Origin of the sequence: Tsukamurella sp. DT100 (assembly GCF_049844855.1) — a bacterium.
Taxonomy (GTDB): Bacteria; Actinomycetota; Actinomycetes; order Mycobacteriales; family Mycobacteriaceae; genus Tsukamurella.
In genome coordinates this window covers 1-17,844 of sequence record NZ_JBNCLV010000018.1, presented here as the reverse complement: position 1 = coordinate 17,844, position 17,844 = coordinate 1, and the positions used below count along the sequence as shown (strand labels likewise).

General features: G+C 65.4%; 40 protein-coding genes. All 40 read left to right on the top strand.

Annotated elements, in window-relative coordinates:
• Position 1 precedes the first annotated feature (1 nt).
• Complete coding sequence (locus ACLQ3K_RS25855; protein WP_426002212.1) at positions 2-412, top strand: hypothetical protein; 411 nt, start codon at positions 2-4, stop codon at positions 410-412.
• Complete coding sequence (locus tag ACLQ3K_RS25850; RefSeq protein WP_426002211.1) at positions 409-1,341, top strand: lambda exonuclease family protein; 933 nt, start codon at positions 409-411, stop codon at positions 1,339-1,341. The genes ACLQ3K_RS25855 and ACLQ3K_RS25850 overlap by 4 nt, the downstream gene beginning before the upstream one ends.
• A complete protein-coding gene (locus ACLQ3K_RS25845) occupies positions 1,338-1,946 on the top strand; it encodes a hypothetical protein (protein WP_426002210.1) in 609 nt (202 codons plus the stop codon). Before ACLQ3K_RS25850 ends, ACLQ3K_RS25845 begins: the two co-directional genes overlap by 4 nt.
• Complete coding sequence (locus ACLQ3K_RS25840) at positions 1,943-2,908, top strand: DNA-methyltransferase (protein WP_426002209.1); 966 nt, start codon at positions 1,943-1,945, stop codon at positions 2,906-2,908. Before ACLQ3K_RS25845 ends, ACLQ3K_RS25840 begins: the two co-directional genes overlap by 4 nt.
• The gene (locus ACLQ3K_RS25835; RefSeq protein ID WP_426002208.1) at positions 2,905-3,237 is read left to right on the top strand and encodes a hypothetical protein; all 333 of its coding nucleotides are present in this window, start codon (positions 2,905-2,907) and stop codon (positions 3,235-3,237) included. The genes ACLQ3K_RS25840 and ACLQ3K_RS25835 overlap by 4 nt, the downstream gene beginning before the upstream one ends.
• A complete protein-coding gene (locus ACLQ3K_RS25830) occupies positions 3,234-3,440 on the top strand; it encodes a helix-turn-helix domain-containing protein (RefSeq protein WP_426002207.1) in 207 nt (68 codons plus the stop codon). Before ACLQ3K_RS25835 ends, ACLQ3K_RS25830 begins: the two co-directional genes overlap by 4 nt.
• Positions 3,437-3,748: a WhiB family transcriptional regulator gene (locus ACLQ3K_RS25825; protein ID WP_426002206.1), complete on the top strand. Its 312-nt coding sequence runs from the start codon at positions 3,437-3,439 to the stop codon at positions 3,746-3,748. The genes ACLQ3K_RS25830 and ACLQ3K_RS25825 overlap by 4 nt, the downstream gene beginning before the upstream one ends.
• A 467-nt stretch (positions 3,749-4,215) precedes the next feature.
• Positions 4,216-4,575 carry a hypothetical protein gene (locus ACLQ3K_RS25820; protein WP_426002205.1) on the top strand — a complete coding sequence of 120 codons (360 nt, stop codon included), beginning with the start codon at positions 4,216-4,218 and terminating at the stop codon, positions 4,573-4,575.
• Complete coding sequence (locus ACLQ3K_RS25815) at positions 4,572-4,859, top strand: hypothetical protein (RefSeq protein WP_426002204.1); 288 nt, start codon at positions 4,572-4,574, stop codon at positions 4,857-4,859. Before ACLQ3K_RS25820 ends, ACLQ3K_RS25815 begins: the two co-directional genes overlap by 4 nt.
• Before the next feature lie 120 nt (positions 4,860-4,979).
• Positions 4,980-5,780, top strand: coding sequence for a hypothetical protein (locus ACLQ3K_RS25810; protein ID WP_426002203.1), 801 nt, complete (start codon positions 4,980-4,982; stop codon positions 5,778-5,780).
• Positions 5,777-6,265, top strand: coding sequence for a hypothetical protein (locus tag ACLQ3K_RS25805; protein ID WP_426002202.1), 489 nt, complete (start codon positions 5,777-5,779; stop codon positions 6,263-6,265). The genes ACLQ3K_RS25810 and ACLQ3K_RS25805 overlap by 4 nt, the downstream gene beginning before the upstream one ends.
• 89 nt (positions 6,266-6,354) lie before the next feature.
• The gene (locus tag ACLQ3K_RS25800; protein WP_426002201.1) at positions 6,355-6,897 is read left to right on the top strand and encodes a RusA family crossover junction endodeoxyribonuclease; all 543 of its coding nucleotides are present in this window, start codon (positions 6,355-6,357) and stop codon (positions 6,895-6,897) included.
• A complete protein-coding gene (locus ACLQ3K_RS25795; RefSeq protein ID WP_426002200.1) occupies positions 6,894-7,301 on the top strand; it encodes a hypothetical protein in 408 nt (135 codons plus the stop codon). The genes ACLQ3K_RS25800 and ACLQ3K_RS25795 overlap by 4 nt, the downstream gene beginning before the upstream one ends.
• On the top strand, positions 7,298-7,786 hold the full coding sequence (locus ACLQ3K_RS25790) for a hypothetical protein (RefSeq protein WP_426002199.1): 489 nt from the start codon (positions 7,298-7,300) through the stop codon (positions 7,784-7,786). The genes ACLQ3K_RS25795 and ACLQ3K_RS25790 overlap by 4 nt, the downstream gene beginning before the upstream one ends.
• Positions 7,776-8,183 carry a hypothetical protein gene (locus ACLQ3K_RS25785; RefSeq protein WP_426002198.1) on the top strand — a complete coding sequence of 136 codons (408 nt, stop codon included), beginning with the start codon at positions 7,776-7,778 and terminating at the stop codon, positions 8,181-8,183. Before ACLQ3K_RS25790 ends, ACLQ3K_RS25785 begins: the two co-directional genes overlap by 11 nt.
• Complete coding sequence (locus tag ACLQ3K_RS25780) at positions 8,180-8,446, top strand: hypothetical protein (RefSeq protein ID WP_426002197.1); 267 nt, start codon at positions 8,180-8,182, stop codon at positions 8,444-8,446. The genes ACLQ3K_RS25785 and ACLQ3K_RS25780 overlap by 4 nt, the downstream gene beginning before the upstream one ends.
• Positions 8,443-8,823, top strand: coding sequence for a hypothetical protein (locus tag ACLQ3K_RS25775; RefSeq protein ID WP_426002196.1), 381 nt, complete (start codon positions 8,443-8,445; stop codon positions 8,821-8,823). The genes ACLQ3K_RS25780 and ACLQ3K_RS25775 overlap by 4 nt, the downstream gene beginning before the upstream one ends.
• Positions 8,820-9,074, top strand: coding sequence for a hypothetical protein (locus tag ACLQ3K_RS25770; protein ID WP_426002195.1), 255 nt, complete (start codon positions 8,820-8,822; stop codon positions 9,072-9,074). The genes ACLQ3K_RS25775 and ACLQ3K_RS25770 overlap by 4 nt, the downstream gene beginning before the upstream one ends.
• A gap of 32 nt (positions 9,075-9,106) precedes the next feature.
• Positions 9,107-9,304, top strand: coding sequence for a DUF7427 family protein (locus tag ACLQ3K_RS25765; RefSeq protein WP_426002194.1), 198 nt, complete (start codon positions 9,107-9,109; stop codon positions 9,302-9,304).
• Positions 9,301-9,561: a hypothetical protein gene (locus tag ACLQ3K_RS25760; protein WP_426002193.1), complete on the top strand. Its 261-nt coding sequence runs from the start codon at positions 9,301-9,303 to the stop codon at positions 9,559-9,561. Before ACLQ3K_RS25765 ends, ACLQ3K_RS25760 begins: the two co-directional genes overlap by 4 nt.
• On the top strand, positions 9,558-9,761 hold the full coding sequence (locus ACLQ3K_RS25755; RefSeq protein WP_426002192.1) for a hypothetical protein: 204 nt from the start codon (positions 9,558-9,560) through the stop codon (positions 9,759-9,761). Before ACLQ3K_RS25760 ends, ACLQ3K_RS25755 begins: the two co-directional genes overlap by 4 nt.
• A 215-nt stretch (positions 9,762-9,976) precedes the next feature.
• A complete protein-coding gene (locus ACLQ3K_RS25750) occupies positions 9,977-10,489 on the top strand; it encodes an NUMOD4 motif-containing HNH endonuclease (protein WP_426002191.1) in 513 nt (170 codons plus the stop codon).
• Positions 10,486-10,710, top strand: a complete 225-nt coding sequence (locus ACLQ3K_RS25745; RefSeq protein ID WP_426002190.1) for a hypothetical protein — start codon at positions 10,486-10,488, stop codon at positions 10,708-10,710. The genes ACLQ3K_RS25750 and ACLQ3K_RS25745 overlap by 4 nt, the downstream gene beginning before the upstream one ends.
• Positions 10,711-10,792: 82 nt before the next feature.
• Positions 10,793-11,017 carry a hypothetical protein gene (locus tag ACLQ3K_RS25740; protein ID WP_426002189.1) on the top strand — a complete coding sequence of 75 codons (225 nt, stop codon included), beginning with the start codon at positions 10,793-10,795 and terminating at the stop codon, positions 11,015-11,017.
• A 118-nt stretch (positions 11,018-11,135) separates the two neighbouring features.
• Positions 11,136-11,474 (top strand): hypothetical protein, encoded by a 339-nt coding sequence (locus ACLQ3K_RS25735; RefSeq protein ID WP_426002188.1) that lies wholly within the window; start codon positions 11,136-11,138, stop codon positions 11,472-11,474.
• Between the two features lie 3 nt (positions 11,475-11,477).
• A complete protein-coding gene (locus ACLQ3K_RS25730; protein WP_426002187.1) occupies positions 11,478-12,113 on the top strand; it encodes a DUF7341 domain-containing protein in 636 nt (211 codons plus the stop codon).
• Positions 12,110-12,454, top strand: a complete 345-nt coding sequence (locus ACLQ3K_RS25725; protein ID WP_426002186.1) for a DUF7352 domain-containing protein — start codon at positions 12,110-12,112, stop codon at positions 12,452-12,454. Before ACLQ3K_RS25730 ends, ACLQ3K_RS25725 begins: the two co-directional genes overlap by 4 nt.
• On the top strand, positions 12,451-12,726 hold the full coding sequence (locus ACLQ3K_RS25720; RefSeq protein WP_426002185.1) for a hypothetical protein: 276 nt from the start codon (positions 12,451-12,453) through the stop codon (positions 12,724-12,726). The genes ACLQ3K_RS25725 and ACLQ3K_RS25720 overlap by 4 nt, the downstream gene beginning before the upstream one ends.
• 265 nt (positions 12,727-12,991) lie before the next feature.
• The gene (locus ACLQ3K_RS25715) at positions 12,992-13,216 is read left to right on the top strand and encodes a hypothetical protein (RefSeq protein ID WP_426002184.1); all 225 of its coding nucleotides are present in this window, start codon (positions 12,992-12,994) and stop codon (positions 13,214-13,216) included.
• Positions 13,213-13,500 carry a hypothetical protein gene (locus tag ACLQ3K_RS25710; RefSeq protein WP_426002183.1) on the top strand — a complete coding sequence of 96 codons (288 nt, stop codon included), beginning with the start codon at positions 13,213-13,215 and terminating at the stop codon, positions 13,498-13,500. The genes ACLQ3K_RS25715 and ACLQ3K_RS25710 overlap by 4 nt, the downstream gene beginning before the upstream one ends.
• Positions 13,501-13,552: 52 nt before the next feature.
• Positions 13,553-13,807 carry a hypothetical protein gene (locus ACLQ3K_RS25705; RefSeq protein WP_426002182.1) on the top strand — a complete coding sequence of 85 codons (255 nt, stop codon included), beginning with the start codon at positions 13,553-13,555 and terminating at the stop codon, positions 13,805-13,807.
• Entirely contained in the window at positions 13,804-14,091 is a 288-nt protein-coding gene (locus ACLQ3K_RS25700) for a hypothetical protein (protein WP_426002181.1), read from the top strand. Before ACLQ3K_RS25705 ends, ACLQ3K_RS25700 begins: the two co-directional genes overlap by 4 nt.
• Before the next feature lie 112 nt (positions 14,092-14,203).
• The gene (locus ACLQ3K_RS25695) at positions 14,204-14,653 is read left to right on the top strand and encodes a hypothetical protein (protein ID WP_426002180.1); all 450 of its coding nucleotides are present in this window, start codon (positions 14,204-14,206) and stop codon (positions 14,651-14,653) included.
• Between the two features lie 19 nt (positions 14,654-14,672).
• Complete coding sequence (locus tag ACLQ3K_RS25690; protein WP_426002179.1) at positions 14,673-14,870, top strand: hypothetical protein; 198 nt, start codon at positions 14,673-14,675, stop codon at positions 14,868-14,870.
• Between the two features lie 115 nt (positions 14,871-14,985).
• Positions 14,986-15,243: a hypothetical protein gene (locus ACLQ3K_RS25685; RefSeq protein ID WP_426002178.1), complete on the top strand. Its 258-nt coding sequence runs from the start codon at positions 14,986-14,988 to the stop codon at positions 15,241-15,243.
• Complete coding sequence (locus ACLQ3K_RS25680) at positions 15,240-15,452, top strand: hypothetical protein (protein WP_426002177.1); 213 nt, start codon at positions 15,240-15,242, stop codon at positions 15,450-15,452. Before ACLQ3K_RS25685 ends, ACLQ3K_RS25680 begins: the two co-directional genes overlap by 4 nt.
• Positions 15,453-15,842: 390 nt before the next feature.
• Positions 15,843-16,061 carry a hypothetical protein gene (locus tag ACLQ3K_RS25675; protein WP_426002176.1) on the top strand — a complete coding sequence of 73 codons (219 nt, stop codon included), beginning with the start codon at positions 15,843-15,845 and terminating at the stop codon, positions 16,059-16,061.
• An 89-nt stretch (positions 16,062-16,150) separates the two neighbouring features.
• Entirely contained in the window at positions 16,151-16,483 is a 333-nt protein-coding gene (locus ACLQ3K_RS25670; protein WP_426002175.1) for an HNH endonuclease signature motif containing protein, read from the top strand.
• A gap of 71 nt (positions 16,484-16,554) precedes the next feature.
• Complete coding sequence (locus tag ACLQ3K_RS25665; RefSeq protein WP_426002174.1) at positions 16,555-16,809, top strand: hypothetical protein; 255 nt, start codon at positions 16,555-16,557, stop codon at positions 16,807-16,809.
• Positions 16,781-17,844 (top strand): terminase large subunit domain-containing protein (locus tag ACLQ3K_RS25660; RefSeq protein WP_426002173.1); only part of this gene is annotated, 1,064 nt, incomplete at its 3' end. The genes ACLQ3K_RS25665 and ACLQ3K_RS25660, both read left to right, overlap by 29 nt.

The window sequence follows — 17,844 nt, the reverse complement described above, 5'->3', positions numbered from 1 at the left end:
TATGACGCTCGGACAGGTCAACATCACCCTTGGCGGCGACCCTGTCGAGGTAACCGCTGAACTGGTCACCGAACACTTCGCGATCGCACCGTCCATCGGTCGTGAAGAGAACGGCAACTTGATCATGAACCGCGACGTTTCACTGACTCATATCCCGACGGGCGGCGCATTCCCGATGCCTTGGTGGTCGGAGTCCACGGACGCGATCCGCGACCTGGCTCGCGCACTCGAAGCGCTGCCCATCCCCTGGGAAACCTTCATGCCCGACGACGCGCGCAACCCCGATGTGTTGCCGCAGGTCCGCGCCGTGTATCAGAGCGCAAACGAGGCATGGACCGCACGGTGCGTTGTGCTCGGTGCCACCCGTGAGGATCAGACCGCAGCGCGTGAACGGGAACGGGCGGGCCGATGATCCGCCTCCACGTCACCGACACCGGCGTATCCGTCCGAAGCACCACGACTCGTACGCGGCGCACTCGGATTCCTGAAGGGCTACCGACGATGAACCTCATTGTTCACCCCCAGATGCAGCAACGGAGCGACGAGTGGTTCGACATCCGACGCGGACTCGTCACCGCCAGCACGGTGAAAGATCTGCTCACCACCCGACGCTTGACCGCCATCGACCACACCTGCCCCTCATGCCAAACGCCAGCCGGCGACCCCTGCATCGGAGCACGCGGCGGACCCATCAAGACGATGCACACCGAGCGCACCGCCAAGGCCAAGAGCACCAGTAGCCCGCTCATCATCGAGCCCGCCAGCAACGACGCATCACGCGGACTGACGAAACGTCTCGTCGCCGAACGTATCACCGGCGAATCCAGCAGCAACACGTTCATGACCGACGACATGTGGCGCGGCGTCGAGCACGAGCCCTACGCCCGCGACCGCTATGCCGAAGTCAACGGCGTGACCGTCGAACAGGTCGGGTTCATGGTCCGCGAGGTCGACGGCATCCGATGGGGCTGCTCACCCGACGGCCTCATCAACACCGACGGGATGCTCGAGGTGAAGTGCCCGCGCCCGGCAACGCACATCGACACCATCATCGCCGACGCCGTCCCGATCGAGCACATGCCGCAGCTCCAATGCGCCCTGCTCACCTCAGGCCGCCAGTGGATCGACTTCGTGTCGTTCGTCGCCGGACTCCCGCTCTACACGAAGCGCGTGTTCCCCGACGTGCGATGGACCCGACCGATCCTCGACGCCATCCGCCAGTTCGAAGCCAACGCCATCGAACGCCAGAGGTTGTACGCCGAAGCAGCCGAAGGGTTGCCCAGCACCGAAGCCATCCACTACATCGATCTCGACAACTCGCCAGTGAGGTTGAAGCTATGAAAATCGCGGTCAAGAAGAACACCGACCAGCTCAACTACGAGGACTTCCTCGGCGGTAAGACCATGGTCGCCACCATCACCGGAATCAAGGTCGGCACCAAGGAGGCCCAGTACGACATATCGATCTCCGAGGACTCTCGGGTTTGGCGCCCCCCTGCCACGTTGCTGAAGATCATGGAAGCGATCTGGGGCGAGGAGTCCGACAACTGGATCGGGCAGCGCGTCCAGCTATTCGGTGACCCGAACGTGATGATGGCGGGCAAGAAGGTCGGCGGAATCCGCCTGTCACACGTCTCGGGTATCAGCGAGACGTCCCGACTCCTTCTGTCGACCACACGCGGAAACAAAGCCGTGTTCGTCGTTGAGCCGCTCGCTGACCTCCCGCCGGCCCCGTCAACCTTGACCGATACGGAGGTGGATGCGCAGATCGAGAACATCGCACGGGCAGCCACCACGCAGGACATCGACGGGATCGCCCGCAGCATCGGTAACCGTCTGCCCACGCATCGTGTCGATGAGGTGAAAGCCGCCGCGAAGGCACGACGAGACACCCTGACCGCGGTGGGAGAGCAGGCAGCACTCGACGACCAGGAACAGGCGTCATGAGCGAGCCGTACTTCACCGACGAGTCGGTCACCTTGCACCTCGGCGACGCGCTCACCGTGGCCCGCACGCTCGACGCGGGCTCGGTCGACTGCATTGTCACCAGCCCGCCGTACTTCGGCCTCCGCTCGTACCTCGACGACGAGCACCCAGACAAGGCGTCCGAGCATGGTGCCGAGCCGGACCCGCGGCTGTTCGTCGAGCGGCTGGTGCGCCTGTTCCGTGAGCTGCGGCGGGTGCTCGCCGACGACGGCACCCTGTGGCTGAACCTCGGCGACAGCTACCAGTCGACCGGCGGGCACACCGCGCAGGGCAGCAACAGCGCGCGGCGGGGCCGATCTAACGTCGCCGCCCAGAACGCGGGCAAGGTCATATCTGGATTGCCGAACAAGAACCTCCTCGGGATGCCGTGGCGCACCGCGCTGGCGCTGCAGGACGACGGGTGGATTCTCCGCAACGACGTGATCTGGTCGAAGCCGAACGCGATGCCCGAGAGCGTCACCGACCGACTCAGCTCGCGACACGAACACCTGTTCATGCTCACCAAGAGCCGGCAGTACCACTTCGACCTCGGCCCGATCCGTGAGCCGCACGTCTCCACACCTGGACGCGAAGGTGAGAACTACATGCGGGGACAGAAGGCGATGCGCCCCACCGGGCCGAACAGCGGCCAGTACAGCGAAGGTGGCCGCAACCCGGGCGACGTGTGGGAGATCGCCACCCAGCCGTTCCCCGGCGCGCACTTCGCCACCATGCCCGTCCGGCTCGCCGAACGCTGCATCCAAGCCGGGTGCAAGCCCGGCGGCACCGTACTCGACCCGTTCAGCGGATCCGGCACCACCGGACTCGCAGCCGCGCGCCACGGACGCCAGTACATCGGCATCGATCTCAACGCTGAATACCTGGATCTGTCGCTGCGGACCCGGCTGCAGGAACCGACACTCGACTTCGGAGCCGCATCGTGACCGCCGGACTTGAGCATCGTGACGAAGGCTGGTCCGCAGTCCAAGCCGCAGACGTCGCACCCCACCGCGGCTACGGCGACATCATCCGGGGCGCGCTGAACGACTGGATCGAGCACGGCGAACCGTTCACCGCCGACGACATCGCCGACCGAGCACGAGAACTCGCCGGATACGCCGGACGCCTCAACGAACCCCACTCCCCCAACCTCATCGGCTCCATCATCGGCACCGCAGCACGCGCCGGCCGAATCACCCGCACAGGCAACCGACGCCGCAGCACACACCCCAGCCGAAACGCCGCCTACAACGCCGAATGGAAAGCGTCATGACCCGCCACACACCACCACCCATGCGCGACGAACTACTCACCTACGAAGAAGCTGCCGCAGTCCTCCGTATCAGCAAATCCAGCATCAAAAACCTCGTCTACAGCGGACACCTCATCTCCGTCCCACCCACACCCAACAGCCAAATGCGCCGCATCAAACGCAGCGAACTCGAGTCCTACATCGAACACCTGGGGGCAGCATGAACAACCCGTACGCCCCGCCCACCCCCATCACCAGCCGCGACGACTGGCGACTTAAAGGCGCATGCAGAGGCCACGACCCCGAACTCTGGTACCCCACCGACGCAGACCGGCAACGCAACCGAGCACGAGGCGAACGCGCCATCCAAGCCGCACGCATCACCGAAGCCAAACGAATCTGCCATACCTGCCCCATCCTCCCAACCTGCCGCGCACACGCCCTCAACACCCACGAGGACTGGGGTATTTGGGGCGGGCTCACCACCGAAGAACGCCACCAAGTCATCGCACATCTCCGGATGCCAGCATGACCCGAACCTGCACCCGACCAGGGTGCGAACAGAAACACCTCGCACGAGGACTCTGCCGAACCCACTACCGAGCCAACCAGTACCGCCAGACCGCCTACGGCCGCTGGGAACCACTCCAACGCGTACCCACCGCCCAAGCTCGTCAACGCGTCCAAGAACTCCTAGACGCCGGCCTCACGCGGACCACGATCGCAGACCTATCCGGTCTCAACGCCCGAACCGTCTCAGGCCTCCTCAACGGCGAGTACGACACCGTATTCGAGAGCACCGTTCGCGCACTCAACGCCGTCCGACTGCCACCGCTCGAGCGACTGAACCCACAAGGTCTCATCGCCAACGTCGGAACAGCGCGCCGGCTGCAGGCGCTCGCAGCGATCGGCTGGGAGGCGGGGAAGATCCGCGCTGAACTCGGATGGGCGCAACCGCAGCTAACCCGGATCCGATCCGGCGCCCAACGACAGGTGACCGTGGCCGTCGCGATCCAGGTACGCGACCTGTACACGCGGCTGCACCTCATCGACGGTGGCGGCGGATTGAAGTCCCGCCGGTACGCCATCCGCGCCGGCTGGGCGCTCCCGCTCGAGTGGGACGACATCGACAACCCCGAGGAGACGCCATCAGGCCGCCGCGAGTCCTTCGGCCAACAGAAGGCCGAGGCCCTCGACCGGCGCGACCAAGTCGCCGAATGGATGGACGACCCCCGACCCGAATGGCACAAGGGCAACGTCCCACAGCTCGCCGAACGACTCGGAGTCACCTCGCGAACCATCGAGCGCGACAAGGCCCACATCCGCGCCCAACGCGCCAAAGAGGAGGACGCGGCATGAAACCCATCCAGCACGGCACCAACGCCGGCTTCCAACAACACCGACGCCGAGGAGTACCAGCCTGCGACGAATGCCGGGCCGCTCGAGCTGCTTACGACACCCGCCGACGACGCGCCAACGGACAACCCGCACGCGAGGCAGGCAAGTACACATCGATACCCACCACCGCGCTCGCCGACCTCTACCTCAACGCCTCAGTCGAAGCGCAACAGCGCGCAGAACAGGTGATCCGAGAGGACGTCCTCAAGCTCGCCGTCGACCGATACGACAAGGAAGTCGCATGATCCGGGAACTCCTCGAGCTCCGCAGGCCAACGATGTTGGCGGGTGCGGCATGAGCGGTCGAGTGGGTGACGACGGTCCGGGAGACCGCCTCACCCACTCGAACGACTGGGAGGCACCCTGATGGCCGAGAATGTCAGCCTGCACACCGCGTACTACACAGACCCCAAGTTCTCGACGATCAGCGCCAACGCCGAGAGGTTGTTTGTGCGGCTCCTGGCATGGTGCGGGGCGCACGAAACAGGCGGCTCAATGCCCCGCCAGGTGCTCGCTATGGTCGGGCTATCGCGCAGCTATGGCGCGCTTAACGAGCTGATAACGAGAGGCTTGGTGGCCGATAACGGAGACCTCGGATACTCATTCCCTTCATGGTCGAAGTGGCAAAGCAACGTCGATGAGCTGGCAAAACGCCGTAAGAACGAGCGCGAACGCAAGGCGCTTAGCCGGGCTAAGTCACGTGACAATCGCGATGTGTCCCAGTCACTAGGGAAGGGAAGGGAAGGGAGTAGTAGTACAGATAGTCCGGTAGTAGCGGAACCTGTAAGCAACGCGAGCGCGAGCCCCGAGCCGCACCCCGGCGGCCCCGCCGTACCCGTTGACGGCTGGCGCCTCGTCCGCGCCGCCATCCCCGACGAACACCCCCAAGCCACCCGCACCGCGCTCGCCCTCGAAGCCGGCGCGCTCCTCAACGCCGGAACCCCGGCCGCCACCGTCGACGCCGCCCTGCGCCTGTGGCTCACCAAACCGAACCTCGGCCCCCGCACCCTGCCGTCGCTCGTGTCCGAAGTGCTCAAATCCCGCGCCGCACCTGCCCCTGGCTCGACCGCAGCCACGACCCGAGGCCGCGAATGGATCGACGCAGGAGAACGCGCCGCCCAGATGCTCGAAACCCAAATCGCCCACGGAACAAAGGAACTCGAATGACCCCGCACCGTCTCGACGCCATGCCGACACCCAACCAGGTGCGCATGACCGGGCAGATTCTCGGGCAAATCCGTTGCTACGACGCAGGATTCCCGCGACCAGATGATGCGATGGTCATCGCCTGGGCTAAGGCTTTCGCCGTCCACAACCTGACGAAACTCGACCTCGAAGCCGGTGTGACCAGCTTGTTCGCGGACGAGCAGCGGGACCGTGACCGGGTGCTGCCGCAGGACGTGATCCGGTACTCGAGGGCCGTACGCCGCGACCGTCAGGAGCGGGAAACCGCAGGTGAACGCGCTGCCCGCGAGCAGGCGATCGACGCGAAGGTGCGCACCGCGATCGGCCCCGTTGTGGCCCGTGTCGGCGCGCTGGACCGGCCCGCGACCAGGGCGGTCCCGGCGCCGGCGCGTGGCCGGATGGACCCGGCGAAGCGCGCCGAGATCGAGGCGGAACTCGATGCGATCGCAGCGAGGAAATCCACATGATGCGAACCTCCAATGTCCAGTCGCACTTTCGTGTATAGTCAAGCTCCAGGAGCCGCTGCAACGGCTCGCAACATCGGAAGGAACCCGACATGACCAGCAAGAACTCCCCGCCAGACGCCGATCGAGCTAACGAGATCATCCGGCGATCCACGAGTGCCGTCACCACCGCACCGGACCTCCGGTTCTTCGCTGCAGGAGTCCCGGCTCCCAAGGGCTCGAAAAGGCACGTCGGCAACGGTCGCATGATCGAATCGTCAACCAAGCTGCCCGAGTGGGCCGCGTCAGTCATCGCCTCCGCCAAGGAAGCTATGCCCCATGCCGGCTTCGACTTCGAGCCGTTCGAAACCATCCCCGCCGGCATCCCCGTAACCGTGATGACGACGTACGTGATGCCGCGCGTTTCAGATACCCCGAGGCAAGCCACCGACCTGCCGCACGTTCGTAAGCCCGACGTGGACAAGCTCGACCGGGCTGTTCGGGACGCGCTCACCTCGGCGGGCGTGTACGCGGACGACAACCAGGTGTCGGCGTGCTGGTCTCGGAAGCGGTATGCGAATCCGAATGAGGCGACGGGGGCTTGGGTTTCCGTGTACGCCCGGCCCGTGTCGGTGGAGCTGCGGGGTGTGGCATGAGCGCCGTCGAGGACCGTCTCGCCGCCATCATCGCCGAGCACGACGACCTCGTGGTGCAGCGCGGCAAGGACTACTGCCGCTGCGGAGAGCCGGTGGCCCGGCGTGCGGGCTTCCACGCCCATGTCGCTGCCGTGATCGCCTCCTCCGACGACCTCGCAGTGGTGGAGTTGCCGAAGCTGAAGCCTCTCGGGTCGTTCGGAGAGCGGGCATGGGACGCGACGTTCACTGAGGACGACCGGCGATGCATGGACGGCTACGACTCGTACGCGCACGTCGAGGTGGACAGTGACGGCCTGGTCGAACTCGACACGAGTGCCGAGGACGGACTGTTCGCCGACGAGGCTGAGCAAGTAGCCGCCGCGCTCCTGGCTGCCGCGAAGGCTGCCGAGGCGGTGGACGAGTGAGCGCCGTCGAGGACCGTCTCGCCGCCATTGCCGCGGACCACGCGCCGGACCGGCTGAGCCCGGACGACGGCTACTCGTGGGTCGACGGCTGCACGTGCGGGTGGATGGGTACCGAGTCGCCGAACTGGGACGCCCAGGAGTGGGCCGACATGGACGCGCCCGAGTACCGGACCTACCGCCTGTGGGCGGAACACCTCGCTGCCGTGATCGCCGGGGCTGACGACCTCGCCGTGGTCGATCTTAAGAAGCCAAATGAGTCCGACACAGGGACTGAGGAGTTCAACCTAGAGGACGAAATCGAAGCTGCCCGCGAAATGGCCGTGCCGATCCGCAAGATCCACACGATGCGGAAGATCGGGAACAACGGCTACTACGGGCGAGTCGATTACTGGATCGCGAAGTGCTTCGTTTGCAACGTCGATTGGCCCTGTGACACAGCGAGGTTGGTCTACACCACCGAGGAGCTGAACCGCGATGGCGAGTGAACCGACCGACCTCATCCGCGCCGTCGACGCGGCGCTCGCGCAGGAGGCCGCCAACGAGGGCGGGCCGATCGTCGACGACCCGGCCACTCTGGTGCGCCGCCTGCGGGATGCGCTCGCAGCGGCACAGAACGACATCCAGGTCATCGCGGACTACGCCGGAGCCGACGACGAGGTGACCGACATCCTGCGGTGCGTCCGGGAGCTGGCCGCTGATCGCCGCGCCCTGGCTGAGGCGAACGCGACCATCGAGCGGATCGTCCAGCAGGCCGACGACCTGGAACGGACGAATCAGCATGACCCCGAGCTGGGCAGATTCGGCGCGCCGATCAACAGCGCCCGCGAGGTCCGGCGCAACGTCGTGGACGCATTCCGCCGAGCCTTGAAGGGGGAGTCGTGACCTGCCCGGGGTGCGGCGGAGTCCTCGGACAGGACCGCCAGACCGCCGCTCTGGCTGAGGCGAACGCGACCATCCAGCGCATCAAGCGCGAAGTCAACGTGATCGCAGCCCACCGAACCGACTGGGACGACAACAGCCCTGAGCACGACGAGTGGCTGGCCTTGCTCGGGGAGAAGCGCCTCGATGGGCCGGACATCGCCTACCGGGGCATTCAGTACGCCGTGACGCGACTTCGCCGCGCCATCGAAGGGACGGCGACATGAGCGACGACCTGATCCTGAGGGCCAAGCGGACCGCAGTCGGCCTGCGTACCTGGGACCACCCTAACGAGGCGAACCTGATGGAGGACTTGGCCGACGAGATCCGCGACCTTCGTGAGCAGTTGGAGATGCGGGAAGGCCTGCTCCTGCGGGCGGGCCGGGACAACCTGCGACTGCACAGCATCGTCGAGAAGGTGCGCCGGGGGGTCGAAGACGCGCTCGACGGTGCCCCTGATCCGCGTCGGGTGGAGACCGCCGAGGATCTGGACGCAGCCCCCACTGGTCAGCGAAACATGTGGGACGGCTTCTGCGACGACTGCGAGTGCATCCACTGCAAGCCGATGGACTCGGAACCTTGGCACGGAAAGGCTTCGTCGTGACCTGGCTCATCGAACACCTACCGCGCATCCTCGCCGGAACCCTCGTGCTCGGCACCGCATGGGCAGTGCTCGCCGGGATCGTCGTCGCAACCACCCCTGACGTTCCAAGCCTGCGGAGACGGATCGTCGGCGGATTCGTCATAGCCCCGATGGCCGCCCTCGCCGTGGCACTCATCGTCGCCGTGATCTACATGCTCGTGCTGCTCGGCGGGTACGCGGTCACCGGCGACTGGCGATGGGGCTGGTCGTGACTGGGGCGCGTGGGTGGACGTTGGTGGCTGGTGTGGTCATCGCCATCGACGCCACAGCCCGCCCAGGCCACACACTCAGCGAGCAGTTCGACCGCTGGCTGGTGTCGCACCCGAAGCTGACGGTGTACGGGACGTTGCTGGTCACCGCGCACCTGTTGAACATCCTGCCGCCTGCTGTTGATCCGGTGCATCAGGTGGCTTCCCTTATCGCCCGAAAGGCCGAATCATGAGCGACCCCACTGACGCCCAGCGCGCCGAAGACGCCCGCCAGTTCCTCGCAGTCTGGACCGGCGGTAAGCACCTGTCCGACGAGCACCGCGAGGACTTCATCGCTGCGTGGACGGGCTGGCATCGGGGAGCGGACTTCGAGCGGGAGTGCGCCGAGCGTGATGCCAAGGCGGCTATCGGCTCGTACGTGTCGGCGCTTGCTGTTGAGCGGGCCGAGTTGACCGCCGCGCTCGCCGACGCCCGAAAGGCCGAATCATGAAGACCGCCCACGAGCCCATGCCCGCGCAGATCGCGGCAAAGCACACCATCGACGCCCTGGCCGCCGGAATGCCTCGCACTTCCGCTCGGCGTTGGCCTGACTACCTGGACATGAAGGCGCGCCGCAAGCAGACGCCGATCAGCCTTGAGGTCGCGGTGCATCAATGCCGTTTGGCACGCGGGGAGGTCGATGATGACTGAGCGGGACTTCCCTTGCTGCGATCCGGGCGGCACATGTCGTGAGGCGCAGGACCATTTGGATCGCAATCCGCAGACGGTTGCCAGCGGACCCGGGAAGCACACCAGGCATACGACACGCTCCCCTTGTGGGACTTCTCCAACGTCGACGCTCACGGTCAGCTCCTACACGAAGCCCAGTCATTCAACCTCAACGAAGCACTACTCAGGAGCGCATCATGACCGAGACGGAGGAGTGGCGAGCTGTCGGGGACGGTTGGCCCTACGAGGTGTCCGATATCGGGCGCGTGCGATCAATCTCGCGGACCATCACCAGTTCCAACGGGTATCAGCGGCGTCTCAACGGCAGGGTCCTTCGCGGCACGCCCAGCGACAGCGGGCACCTGCTCGTAGACCTGTGCGACGGAGGCCGTCGCTGGAACGCCAAGGTTCACGTACTTGTCGCGGCCGCTTTCTACGGTCCGCGCCCCGAAGGGATGGAGACTCGGCACCTCGACGGCGATCCGACCAATAACCGGGTTGAGAACCTGCGCTACGGCACGCGTTCCGAGAACCACCTCGACCGCGTTCTGCATGGCACCCACAAGAACGCGGCGAAGACTCATTGCCCTCAGGGGCATCCATATTCGGGCGGCAATCTCTCAATCAGTCACAGGTCGAACGGCCATGAGTTCCGCCGGTGTCGGGCGTGCCTGTACGCCGACCTCAAACACAGGAGGGCCGCTTCATGACTGTCGTGATCGAGCACAGTGTGTGGGTCGACATCGCCCCCGCCACCAGCGAACCCGTCACCCGCGCCGGGTGTCGATGCGGGTGGTCGCTGCGCTGCTCCCTTGACTGGAAGGCGGCGATGGAACTGGCCCGCGAGCACGCGATCCTCGCCACGTATCGGCCGCCGGTTGGTGACCGGCACAGGCCGAACCCCTGCCTGGTGAGCAAGGAGGACTCGTGAGCGCGCCCAAGACCTTCGGGACCGGCGAACTGCGCCAGGCGGCGTACGACTTCGCACTTAACGGCGGATGGGCTGGTGAAGCATGAGTGCCCCGATCTTCGACGACATCGCCCTGGTGGCTACCACGGCGCGTCTCGCGCTGGAAGCGCGACGGTCCGCGAACCCGATGTGGCGCAAGGTCGCCATGGCGATCGCCGCCAACACGGGCTGCTCCTGGTGTACCGACGAAGACATCCACGGCAACCTCGAACCCTCGCCCGCCGCTGATGACGTGATGGATGCCGTGTACGGAAAGGGCCGCTGGTGAACGCGCCGCATCACACCTACCGCTGGTGCTGGGTGTGCCAGCGCATGAACGACGAGGACACGCAAGCCGACCGGGACGCGCGAGGCTGCGGATCCTGGTGCACCACCAAGGAGGAACTATGACCGACCATCCGTACACCCTGGGAGACTTCAGCATCGGCGATCGTGTCGCCTGGCAGCTCGCCGACGGCACGTACCGCGTCGGCACACTGACCGAGCTGAACGTCAAGCCCGCCACCGCCGTCCGTACGAACCTGCCGCCGAAGCCGAGTTGGTGGCGTTTCCGTGCCCTCCGTGAGTGGAAGCGACTGCGCGCCGCAACCCTGACGTGGGGCAGCACTATCCCCGAGGTCTCGTTGACCGTCGGCGAATCCGAGCCGGTGGGAATGATCGTCGATGGCCTTCGCAGCGTAGAGCCGACGAATCCGTGGGTCGTGATGCCCAAGACGGAGGACTGACCCATGACCGACGAGCACACACTCCCCGACGCCCGACGCCAACTCGACGACGCCCACCACCACCTCTGCGCCGCACAAACCCACCACGACGCCCACGGCACCTACACCGCCCCATCACTCCTCACCCAACTCCAACAAGCCCTCCAAAACGCCGACCGGCCACGCAACCCCGGCGGACGACCAGGCTTCGAATCCCACCCCACCGCATGGCTATCCGGCATCGACAAAATGCAGGAGATCGAGCGGAAGGTGAAGGAGTGGGCGGCGGTCATCGGACATGACGGGCGCGACAACATCCACACCCTGCTGGACCGCGTGAACAGCTTCAAGTGGGCGCCCGCACAAATCGAAACCGTCACCGACATCACCCGCGCCATCAACCACTGGGCCGACTGGATCCACTCCGCACTCACCGGAGACACCGTCGGCCTCTACGACAAACCCTGCCCCAACTGCGACCAAGGCCCCTGGACCTACCGGCGCATCGCAGGCGAAAACGTCAAAGTCACCATCCTCGTCGCCCACCGCCAAGAAGACGTATGGACCCGCGTGGAGTGCATCGACTGCCATCACCAGTGGGTGGGGATCACGCAGATCATCAACCTGGGCCGCATCTTCGAAACCGAGGCAGCAGCATGAACCGCGTCGTCTGGAAGTTCACCGTCCCCGTCACCGACCGTGCCACCGTAGTCATGGACGCCCAGCTGTTGAAGTGGCTGCACGTCGAATCGGCCGGCCCGGACATGCTGACGGTGTGGGCGTTGGTTCGGCCCGCAGAGGATGGGCGTGCTCGCCGGTATGTGCTGCATGTGCATGGGACGGGTCACGTGTTGTCGGAGCGTGCGGGCAGGCATGTGGGATCCGTGTCGTGGATGAACCACCGGATCTATGACGACGCGTTCACCTCGGGGCACCCCACCTTCGTCTGGCATGTGTTCGCGGAGACCGGCACCGAACTCGAGATCGGAGCCGCAGCATGACGATCACAGTCCACGGCCCCTACGGAACCAGAACCGTGCCCTACAACGCGGGAAGTGGCGAACTGAGGGACGCAATCGACTTCTGCCATAGGCCCCCGGCGCCACTCATTGTCGGACAAGTTCTGGCGGCGCGTGCCACAGACGACCACGACGCACCGATGACGCTGCTCGGGCGTGTCACCAGCGTGGTCGCAACCGAGAACGGATTCACGATCACCACGCAGGCTCGTGATGACGACACGTTCGGCTACACCGTCGGGGATCCGTCGTGAGCCGCCGGGACGTGACATTCGGGATCGAGCTGCCAACAGGCTCAGTCTCGTCGATAGCCCGAGACGACATCCTGGACCAGTACGCGGACATGGCAGCCTGGCCTGGGAAGCCGATCCGTACGACGGGTGGGTTCACCCGTGAGGTGATGTGGACGATGCCGCAGTGGTGGTACGCCCTCACCTGGCTTCCAATCCTGGGTGCCGCACCCGATCCGCGCCAGCACTTCACCATCGGCAGCAACCCCCTGCCTGGCGCGCTCACCGCATGCCTTCGCCGACTCGGCGGATCACCGTGACCGGCCCGCCGTGGGTGTCTCTGTGGCCCACCAGCGACCACGCCGACTGCTCGAAGGACGCCCGCCACATCGGCATCCGCATGGACACCTACCTACTCGACCCGAGCGGCGTCACCAAGATCGCGTCCGCAACGTTCTGCCCCGACTGCTACGCCCAACACAAAAGCACCACCAACGCCGAGGAGACACCATGACCGAGAACATGACCGACGCCATCGCCTACGCCGAGAAGCCCACGTCACAGAAGTACGCCGTCGTGTGGCCGCTGCCCGACGGCCGCATCGAGTACCCCGAAGCTGACTGGATCCGCATCACCGACGACGGCCACCTCCTCGTCGAGCGGCGACTCCCCATCGCCATCTTCGGCCCGGCGGCCGAACCCATCGCGGTGTGGGCGCCCGGCACCTGGGAGCGGGCGGAGGTCGCCGAGCGCATCCCCGACGTCGAGCTCCGCCAGGACGAGCCCGTCGCCGAGTGACATTCCCCCGAAACCGTCTACCCCGAAAGTCACACCCCACCAGGAGGACACCATGACCGACACCCACGAGACGGACCAGCTCATCGCCGTACTCACCGACGCCCTCGAAATCTACGGACGCCCCGACGACGGACTCCCCCAACACCTCGCCGCCGTCATCCGCCGCGAACTGTGGTGGATGAAGCCGATCGAAGACGCGCTCGCGAGCCTGCAGTCGATCCTCGGCCTGTCTTCGTGGCTCGGACTCAACAACGGTCAGGCAGGTGTCACGTACGACTTCCACGGCGGCGACAAGGACGCGGCATGAGCACGCGGATCGCGCGCCGAGACCGCCGCAACCACGAACACGGCCACGAGTGGGTGGACACCGAACGCGAACACCTCCGCTTCATCGCAGCCCGGCAACGCGTCCTCGCCATCGCCGACGGACGACTCAAAGTCTCCAAGCGCGTACGTCGGCAGGGCGCGAGCTACCACATCGCACCCGGACTGCCGTGGCTGTCGATCATCCCCGAAGTGAAGGGATTCCGCGCCGACATCGAACGACGACTGGCCGGTGTCAAGATCACTCGTGAGGAGTCCGCAGCATGACCGAGGATCAGACGATGCGGAGCCTCCTCGCCGTACACCGCACCGAACTCGACGAACGCGACCAGAAGAACGCGCCGACAAGAGCCAGCGACTACCAGGAAGAAACCACCGAATGAGCTGCACCCTATACCTCACATGCCACAGCCACCACGCCAGCCCGATCACCTCCTACGGCGAAGTGGGCCACCGCCTCAGCGACCTACCTCAAGTCCGCGAATGGATCCGAGAACGCCACTTCCTCGCCCGCTGCGTCAGCGACGACTTCGCCGACGTCATCGAGATCGAAGGGTGCATAGGGAACGCCGCACGGTTCTTCCACCAGCACCCAGACTGCGTCCTCGGCATCCGCGACGAGAACGGCCGCGACTACCCCGAATGCGACGCCGACCAATGGTACGAACTCGCCGACGCGAAGACGCTCCAGGAACTACAGCCGCCAGGGTCGCGGCTCAGCGAATACCGCGCGCTGGAGACGTTCGAGGAGTACCGGTTGTGCGCCCGGTTCGCGAGGACACCCGACAGCAAGTGGCGTCCCTGCGCTTCACCGAAGGCAACGCCATGATCGACAAGGAGGGGCTGACATGACCACTGTCGGAAGCATCTGGCGTCGGCGCAAGGACCGCAAGACCTTCGAGGTGATCGAGGTGACCGTCCGCGTCCGCAACATCGAAACCGGCCACTGCTTCTCAATGCCCGCCCTCCGACTGAGGGATTCCTACGACGCCATGCGCACGAGCATCGACCGATCCAAACTCACCAGCTACGAGGCCGAACAGTGATCGACGATGGGCCGGCGCTGGTGCACGGCGAGCACTACACCATCGGCGACCGCTACACCTGGTGCTGGGTGCACGGGATGGTCCGAGGCGAACACGACTGCACACAGGAGGGGTCATGATCAAGACCACCACCACCTACATCTGCGACGGCTGCGGGTACGAGACCAACGACCCCGACGCTGACCGAGCAACCCACGCGAGCATCCACGTCAAGATAAACACCACCAGGCGGGAATCACTGATGGGCATCTTCGGCGATGAAGGGTTCTCGCGGTACGTACGGCGCAAAGACCCCGTTGACGCATGGGTGTGCGGCGACTGCATGAACAAGGTGCTCGCGGTCATCGGCCAACGCTTTGAGCAGACACCATGACCGACGAGTCCGCATCCTTCGACGCCACCACCAGCATCATCGGCACACGCCTCCTCATCTCCCACTACCTCCTCGACGACGGACGCCAGGCGTACGCGGTACAGCTCACCGGCGGCACCTCACAGATCGAAGCGTTGGGTCTGCTGCGGTTGGCGGAGGGCCAGGTGCTCAAAGGCAACTGGCAGACGCTCGAAGAAGACGACGAATAGCCGCAGATCAACCCATAGTTACACGCATGTGATTCGATGTGCTATAGTCACCGCAGCAGGTGAAGTGTCCCTGCAACCAGCCGCCCCGGATTGCCAACGCGATACCGGGGCACATTCGTTTCGGGAGTCACCCAAGGGGCGACGCAACCGAACGCCGCGTCCACGAGACGCGACCGCGCGCCGGGGTGACGAGGCAGCCACCCCACCCCGGCGCGCACCACCAACTTGGGGAACCGCCAGCGACACACCACCGGGTACACGCGCTGAGAGCAACCCCACCCAACAACAAGGGAGCACACGGATGCACGACCTCATCAACACCATCCGCTACCTCCACGCACTCACCATCGCCGCACTCGACGACCTCGCCAACCACATCAACCGCGACCGATGACGCTCAACCTGCCCACGCCAGCCGAACGCATACGCAACCACGCACACGGCCAGATCCCCCGCAGCCGCGCAATCCAGATCGACGCCATCCGCCACGGGAACCACCAGCGGGCAGTCGACGCCGAGACGCACATCAACCGGATGCTGGACGACCTGCTGTCGTTGCGGAAGGTCGAAGGCAACGGCACCACCTGCACCTGCGACGACGAGCAGTGACCCCCAGGGGGAGGTGCCCCTCGGCACACACAGGGCGGCTCCTCGGGGCATACGCCGATGTGTGTGTCACCCAGGGGTAGGGGGTAGACGTGCCGTTCGCTTCGACCACGATCCGCACTCGACGTCGCGCTGAGGTGCGGCGGCGTGACGGTGATGCGCCGTGTGCGCTGCAGATTACCGCCGACTGTTTGGCCCTGGCTGGGCAGATCGACTACGACGCCCGCTCCCCTGACCCGCGATCGTTCGAGGTCGACCATATTGTCAGCTCGGACGAGGCCGCGCGTATGGGTTGGTCGTCGGTGGAGGCGGACGCGTTGGACAACTGCCAGGGTGTCTGCCGGCAGTGCAACCGTGAGAAGTCGTCCGGTGATCGTGAGGTTGCACCGGTTCGGCCGACGTACGTGAACCCGAGATTCGCCTGATCTTGCGCCGGGCTTTGGCGCGCTACGCCCACGCCGGGCGGTCAACCGGCGGTTCAGGAAGGTAGTCCCCCATGGCTAAGTACGCCACTCTCAACGAAGCGATGGAAGCAAACGACGAACTCGCTGAGGCCGAGATCCGATACCGGATGCTCGCGGAGGCATTCGACGAGCTTCCTCAGCTGCGGTCGCAGCTGAACTCCCAGATCGAGCGCGCCAAGGCAGAGATCGTTCGCCTGCGCGCCCTCGCAAAGCCGAGTGACACCCCGAAGACCGATCCGGGCAACGTGGTCCCGTTCGATGCCGGCCGGTTCCGCAAGTCGAGCTAACCCGGCACCGCTCGTTGATCTAGCCCGCCACTGCGTCATCCCCGACGACATCGCTTTCACCCGCTATGACGAACTGATCGCCCCCGAGCTGGCCGGCATGGGCGTCACGCTGGACCGTTGGCAGGAAGACATCTGGTACGCGGCGCTCGGGGTCCGTGAGGACGGGACACTGGCGTGCGACGTTATGGGTGTCACGCTGAGCATCAGCCGGCAGTGCGGCAAGACGTGGGGCATCATGGCTGGCCTGATCGCGATCTGCCTGTCCCGCCCGGGAACGTTGGTGATCTGGTCGTCGCACCATGATCGGACGTCGTCGGAGACGCTGACGAAGATCGCGGGCATCGTCGAGAAGCCGGCGATCCGCCCGAAGATGCGCGCCCAGCATCCGGTTGTGATGACGGATGACTCTCGAGGTGTGCACTTCGAGAACGGGTCGCGGATCCTGTTCGGCGCTCGAGCGTCGGGGTTTGGCCGCGGCTTCTCTGAGGTCGATGTGCAGGTGTACGACGAGTGCCAGAATCTGGTGGAGTCGGCCCTGACGGACATGCTGGCCGCGATGAACGTGTCCGATCTCGGGTTGGCGTTCTTCATGGGTACGCCGCCGCGGCCGAAGGACGTCGCGCTCGGTGTGCATGAGGCGTTCAAGCGGCGCCGGGACCGTGCACTCGAGGAGAAGAAGCGCCGGCCGTTCAAGGGCGTGTATGCGGAGATGTCGCCCCGCGACCCGGATGCGGTGTCCACGGACATCGATGCGCCGGGGTTCTGGGGCAACCTGTCTGACGTCAATCCGGCGTACGGGTTCCGGGTGGGTAAGTCCGCGATCGAGCGTCTGGTGGAGAACATGTCTCCCGATGATGTACGCCGCGAGGTGTTCGGCATCTGGGACAAGACGAACGAGTCGTCCGCGGTCATGCAGCGTGACTCTTGGAACGCGCTGGCGGCGGATCCTGCCGAGTTGTGGCTATGTCAAGTTGATCTGGCCCCGGTAGGGCGGTTTCATTCGGCCCCACCTGAGTGGGGCCCTGAGCCGCTAGA

Coding starts and splice junctions, on each gene's coding strand:
- ACLQ3K_RS25855 (WP_426002212.1), top strand. CDS start 2: ATGACGCTCGGACAGGTCAACATCACCCTTGGCGGCGACCCTGTCGAG.
- ACLQ3K_RS25850 (WP_426002211.1), top strand. CDS start 409: ATGATCCGCCTCCACGTCACCGACACCGGCGTATCCGTCCGAAGCACC.
- ACLQ3K_RS25845 (WP_426002210.1), top strand. CDS start 1,338: ATGAAAATCGCGGTCAAGAAGAACACCGACCAGCTCAACTACGAGGAC.
- ACLQ3K_RS25840 (WP_426002209.1), top strand. CDS start 1,943: ATGAGCGAGCCGTACTTCACCGACGAGTCGGTCACCTTGCACCTCGGC.
- ACLQ3K_RS25830 (WP_426002207.1), top strand. CDS start 3,234: ATGACCCGCCACACACCACCACCCATGCGCGACGAACTACTCACCTAC.
- ACLQ3K_RS25825 (WP_426002206.1), top strand. CDS start 3,437: ATGAACAACCCGTACGCCCCGCCCACCCCCATCACCAGCCGCGACGAC.
- ACLQ3K_RS25815 (WP_426002204.1), top strand. CDS start 4,572: ATGAAACCCATCCAGCACGGCACCAACGCCGGCTTCCAACAACACCGA.
- ACLQ3K_RS25810 (WP_426002203.1), top strand. CDS start 4,980: ATGGCCGAGAATGTCAGCCTGCACACCGCGTACTACACAGACCCCAAG.
- ACLQ3K_RS25805 (WP_426002202.1), top strand. CDS start 5,777: ATGACCCCGCACCGTCTCGACGCCATGCCGACACCCAACCAGGTGCGC.
- ACLQ3K_RS25800 (WP_426002201.1), top strand. CDS start 6,355: ATGACCAGCAAGAACTCCCCGCCAGACGCCGATCGAGCTAACGAGATC.
- ACLQ3K_RS25795 (WP_426002200.1), top strand. CDS start 6,894: ATGAGCGCCGTCGAGGACCGTCTCGCCGCCATCATCGCCGAGCACGAC.
- ACLQ3K_RS25785 (WP_426002198.1), top strand. CDS start 7,776: ATGGCGAGTGAACCGACCGACCTCATCCGCGCCGTCGACGCGGCGCTC.
- ACLQ3K_RS25775 (WP_426002196.1), top strand. CDS start 8,443: ATGAGCGACGACCTGATCCTGAGGGCCAAGCGGACCGCAGTCGGCCTG.
- ACLQ3K_RS25760 (WP_426002193.1), top strand. CDS start 9,301: ATGAGCGACCCCACTGACGCCCAGCGCGCCGAAGACGCCCGCCAGTTC.
- ACLQ3K_RS25755 (WP_426002192.1), top strand. CDS start 9,558: ATGAAGACCGCCCACGAGCCCATGCCCGCGCAGATCGCGGCAAAGCAC.
- ACLQ3K_RS25750 (WP_426002191.1), top strand. CDS start 9,977: ATGACCGAGACGGAGGAGTGGCGAGCTGTCGGGGACGGTTGGCCCTAC.
- ACLQ3K_RS25745 (WP_426002190.1), top strand. CDS start 10,486: ATGACTGTCGTGATCGAGCACAGTGTGTGGGTCGACATCGCCCCCGCC.
- ACLQ3K_RS25740 (WP_426002189.1), top strand. CDS start 10,793: ATGAGTGCCCCGATCTTCGACGACATCGCCCTGGTGGCTACCACGGCG.
- ACLQ3K_RS25735 (WP_426002188.1), top strand. CDS start 11,136: ATGACCGACCATCCGTACACCCTGGGAGACTTCAGCATCGGCGATCGT.
- ACLQ3K_RS25730 (WP_426002187.1), top strand. CDS start 11,478: ATGACCGACGAGCACACACTCCCCGACGCCCGACGCCAACTCGACGAC.
- ACLQ3K_RS25725 (WP_426002186.1), top strand. CDS start 12,110: ATGAACCGCGTCGTCTGGAAGTTCACCGTCCCCGTCACCGACCGTGCC.
- ACLQ3K_RS25720 (WP_426002185.1), top strand. CDS start 12,451: ATGACGATCACAGTCCACGGCCCCTACGGAACCAGAACCGTGCCCTAC.
- ACLQ3K_RS25715 (WP_426002184.1), top strand. CDS start 12,992: ATGCCTTCGCCGACTCGGCGGATCACCGTGACCGGCCCGCCGTGGGTG.
- ACLQ3K_RS25710 (WP_426002183.1), top strand. CDS start 13,213: ATGACCGAGAACATGACCGACGCCATCGCCTACGCCGAGAAGCCCACG.
- ACLQ3K_RS25705 (WP_426002182.1), top strand. CDS start 13,553: ATGACCGACACCCACGAGACGGACCAGCTCATCGCCGTACTCACCGAC.
- ACLQ3K_RS25700 (WP_426002181.1), top strand. CDS start 13,804: ATGAGCACGCGGATCGCGCGCCGAGACCGCCGCAACCACGAACACGGC.
- ACLQ3K_RS25695 (WP_426002180.1), top strand. CDS start 14,204: ATGAGCTGCACCCTATACCTCACATGCCACAGCCACCACGCCAGCCCG.
- ACLQ3K_RS25690 (WP_426002179.1), top strand. CDS start 14,673: ATGACCACTGTCGGAAGCATCTGGCGTCGGCGCAAGGACCGCAAGACC.
- ACLQ3K_RS25685 (WP_426002178.1), top strand. CDS start 14,986: ATGATCAAGACCACCACCACCTACATCTGCGACGGCTGCGGGTACGAG.
- ACLQ3K_RS25680 (WP_426002177.1), top strand. CDS start 15,240: ATGACCGACGAGTCCGCATCCTTCGACGCCACCACCAGCATCATCGGC.
- ACLQ3K_RS25675 (WP_426002176.1), top strand. CDS start 15,843: ATGACGCTCAACCTGCCCACGCCAGCCGAACGCATACGCAACCACGCA.
- ACLQ3K_RS25665 (WP_426002174.1), top strand. CDS start 16,555: ATGGCTAAGTACGCCACTCTCAACGAAGCGATGGAAGCAAACGACGAA.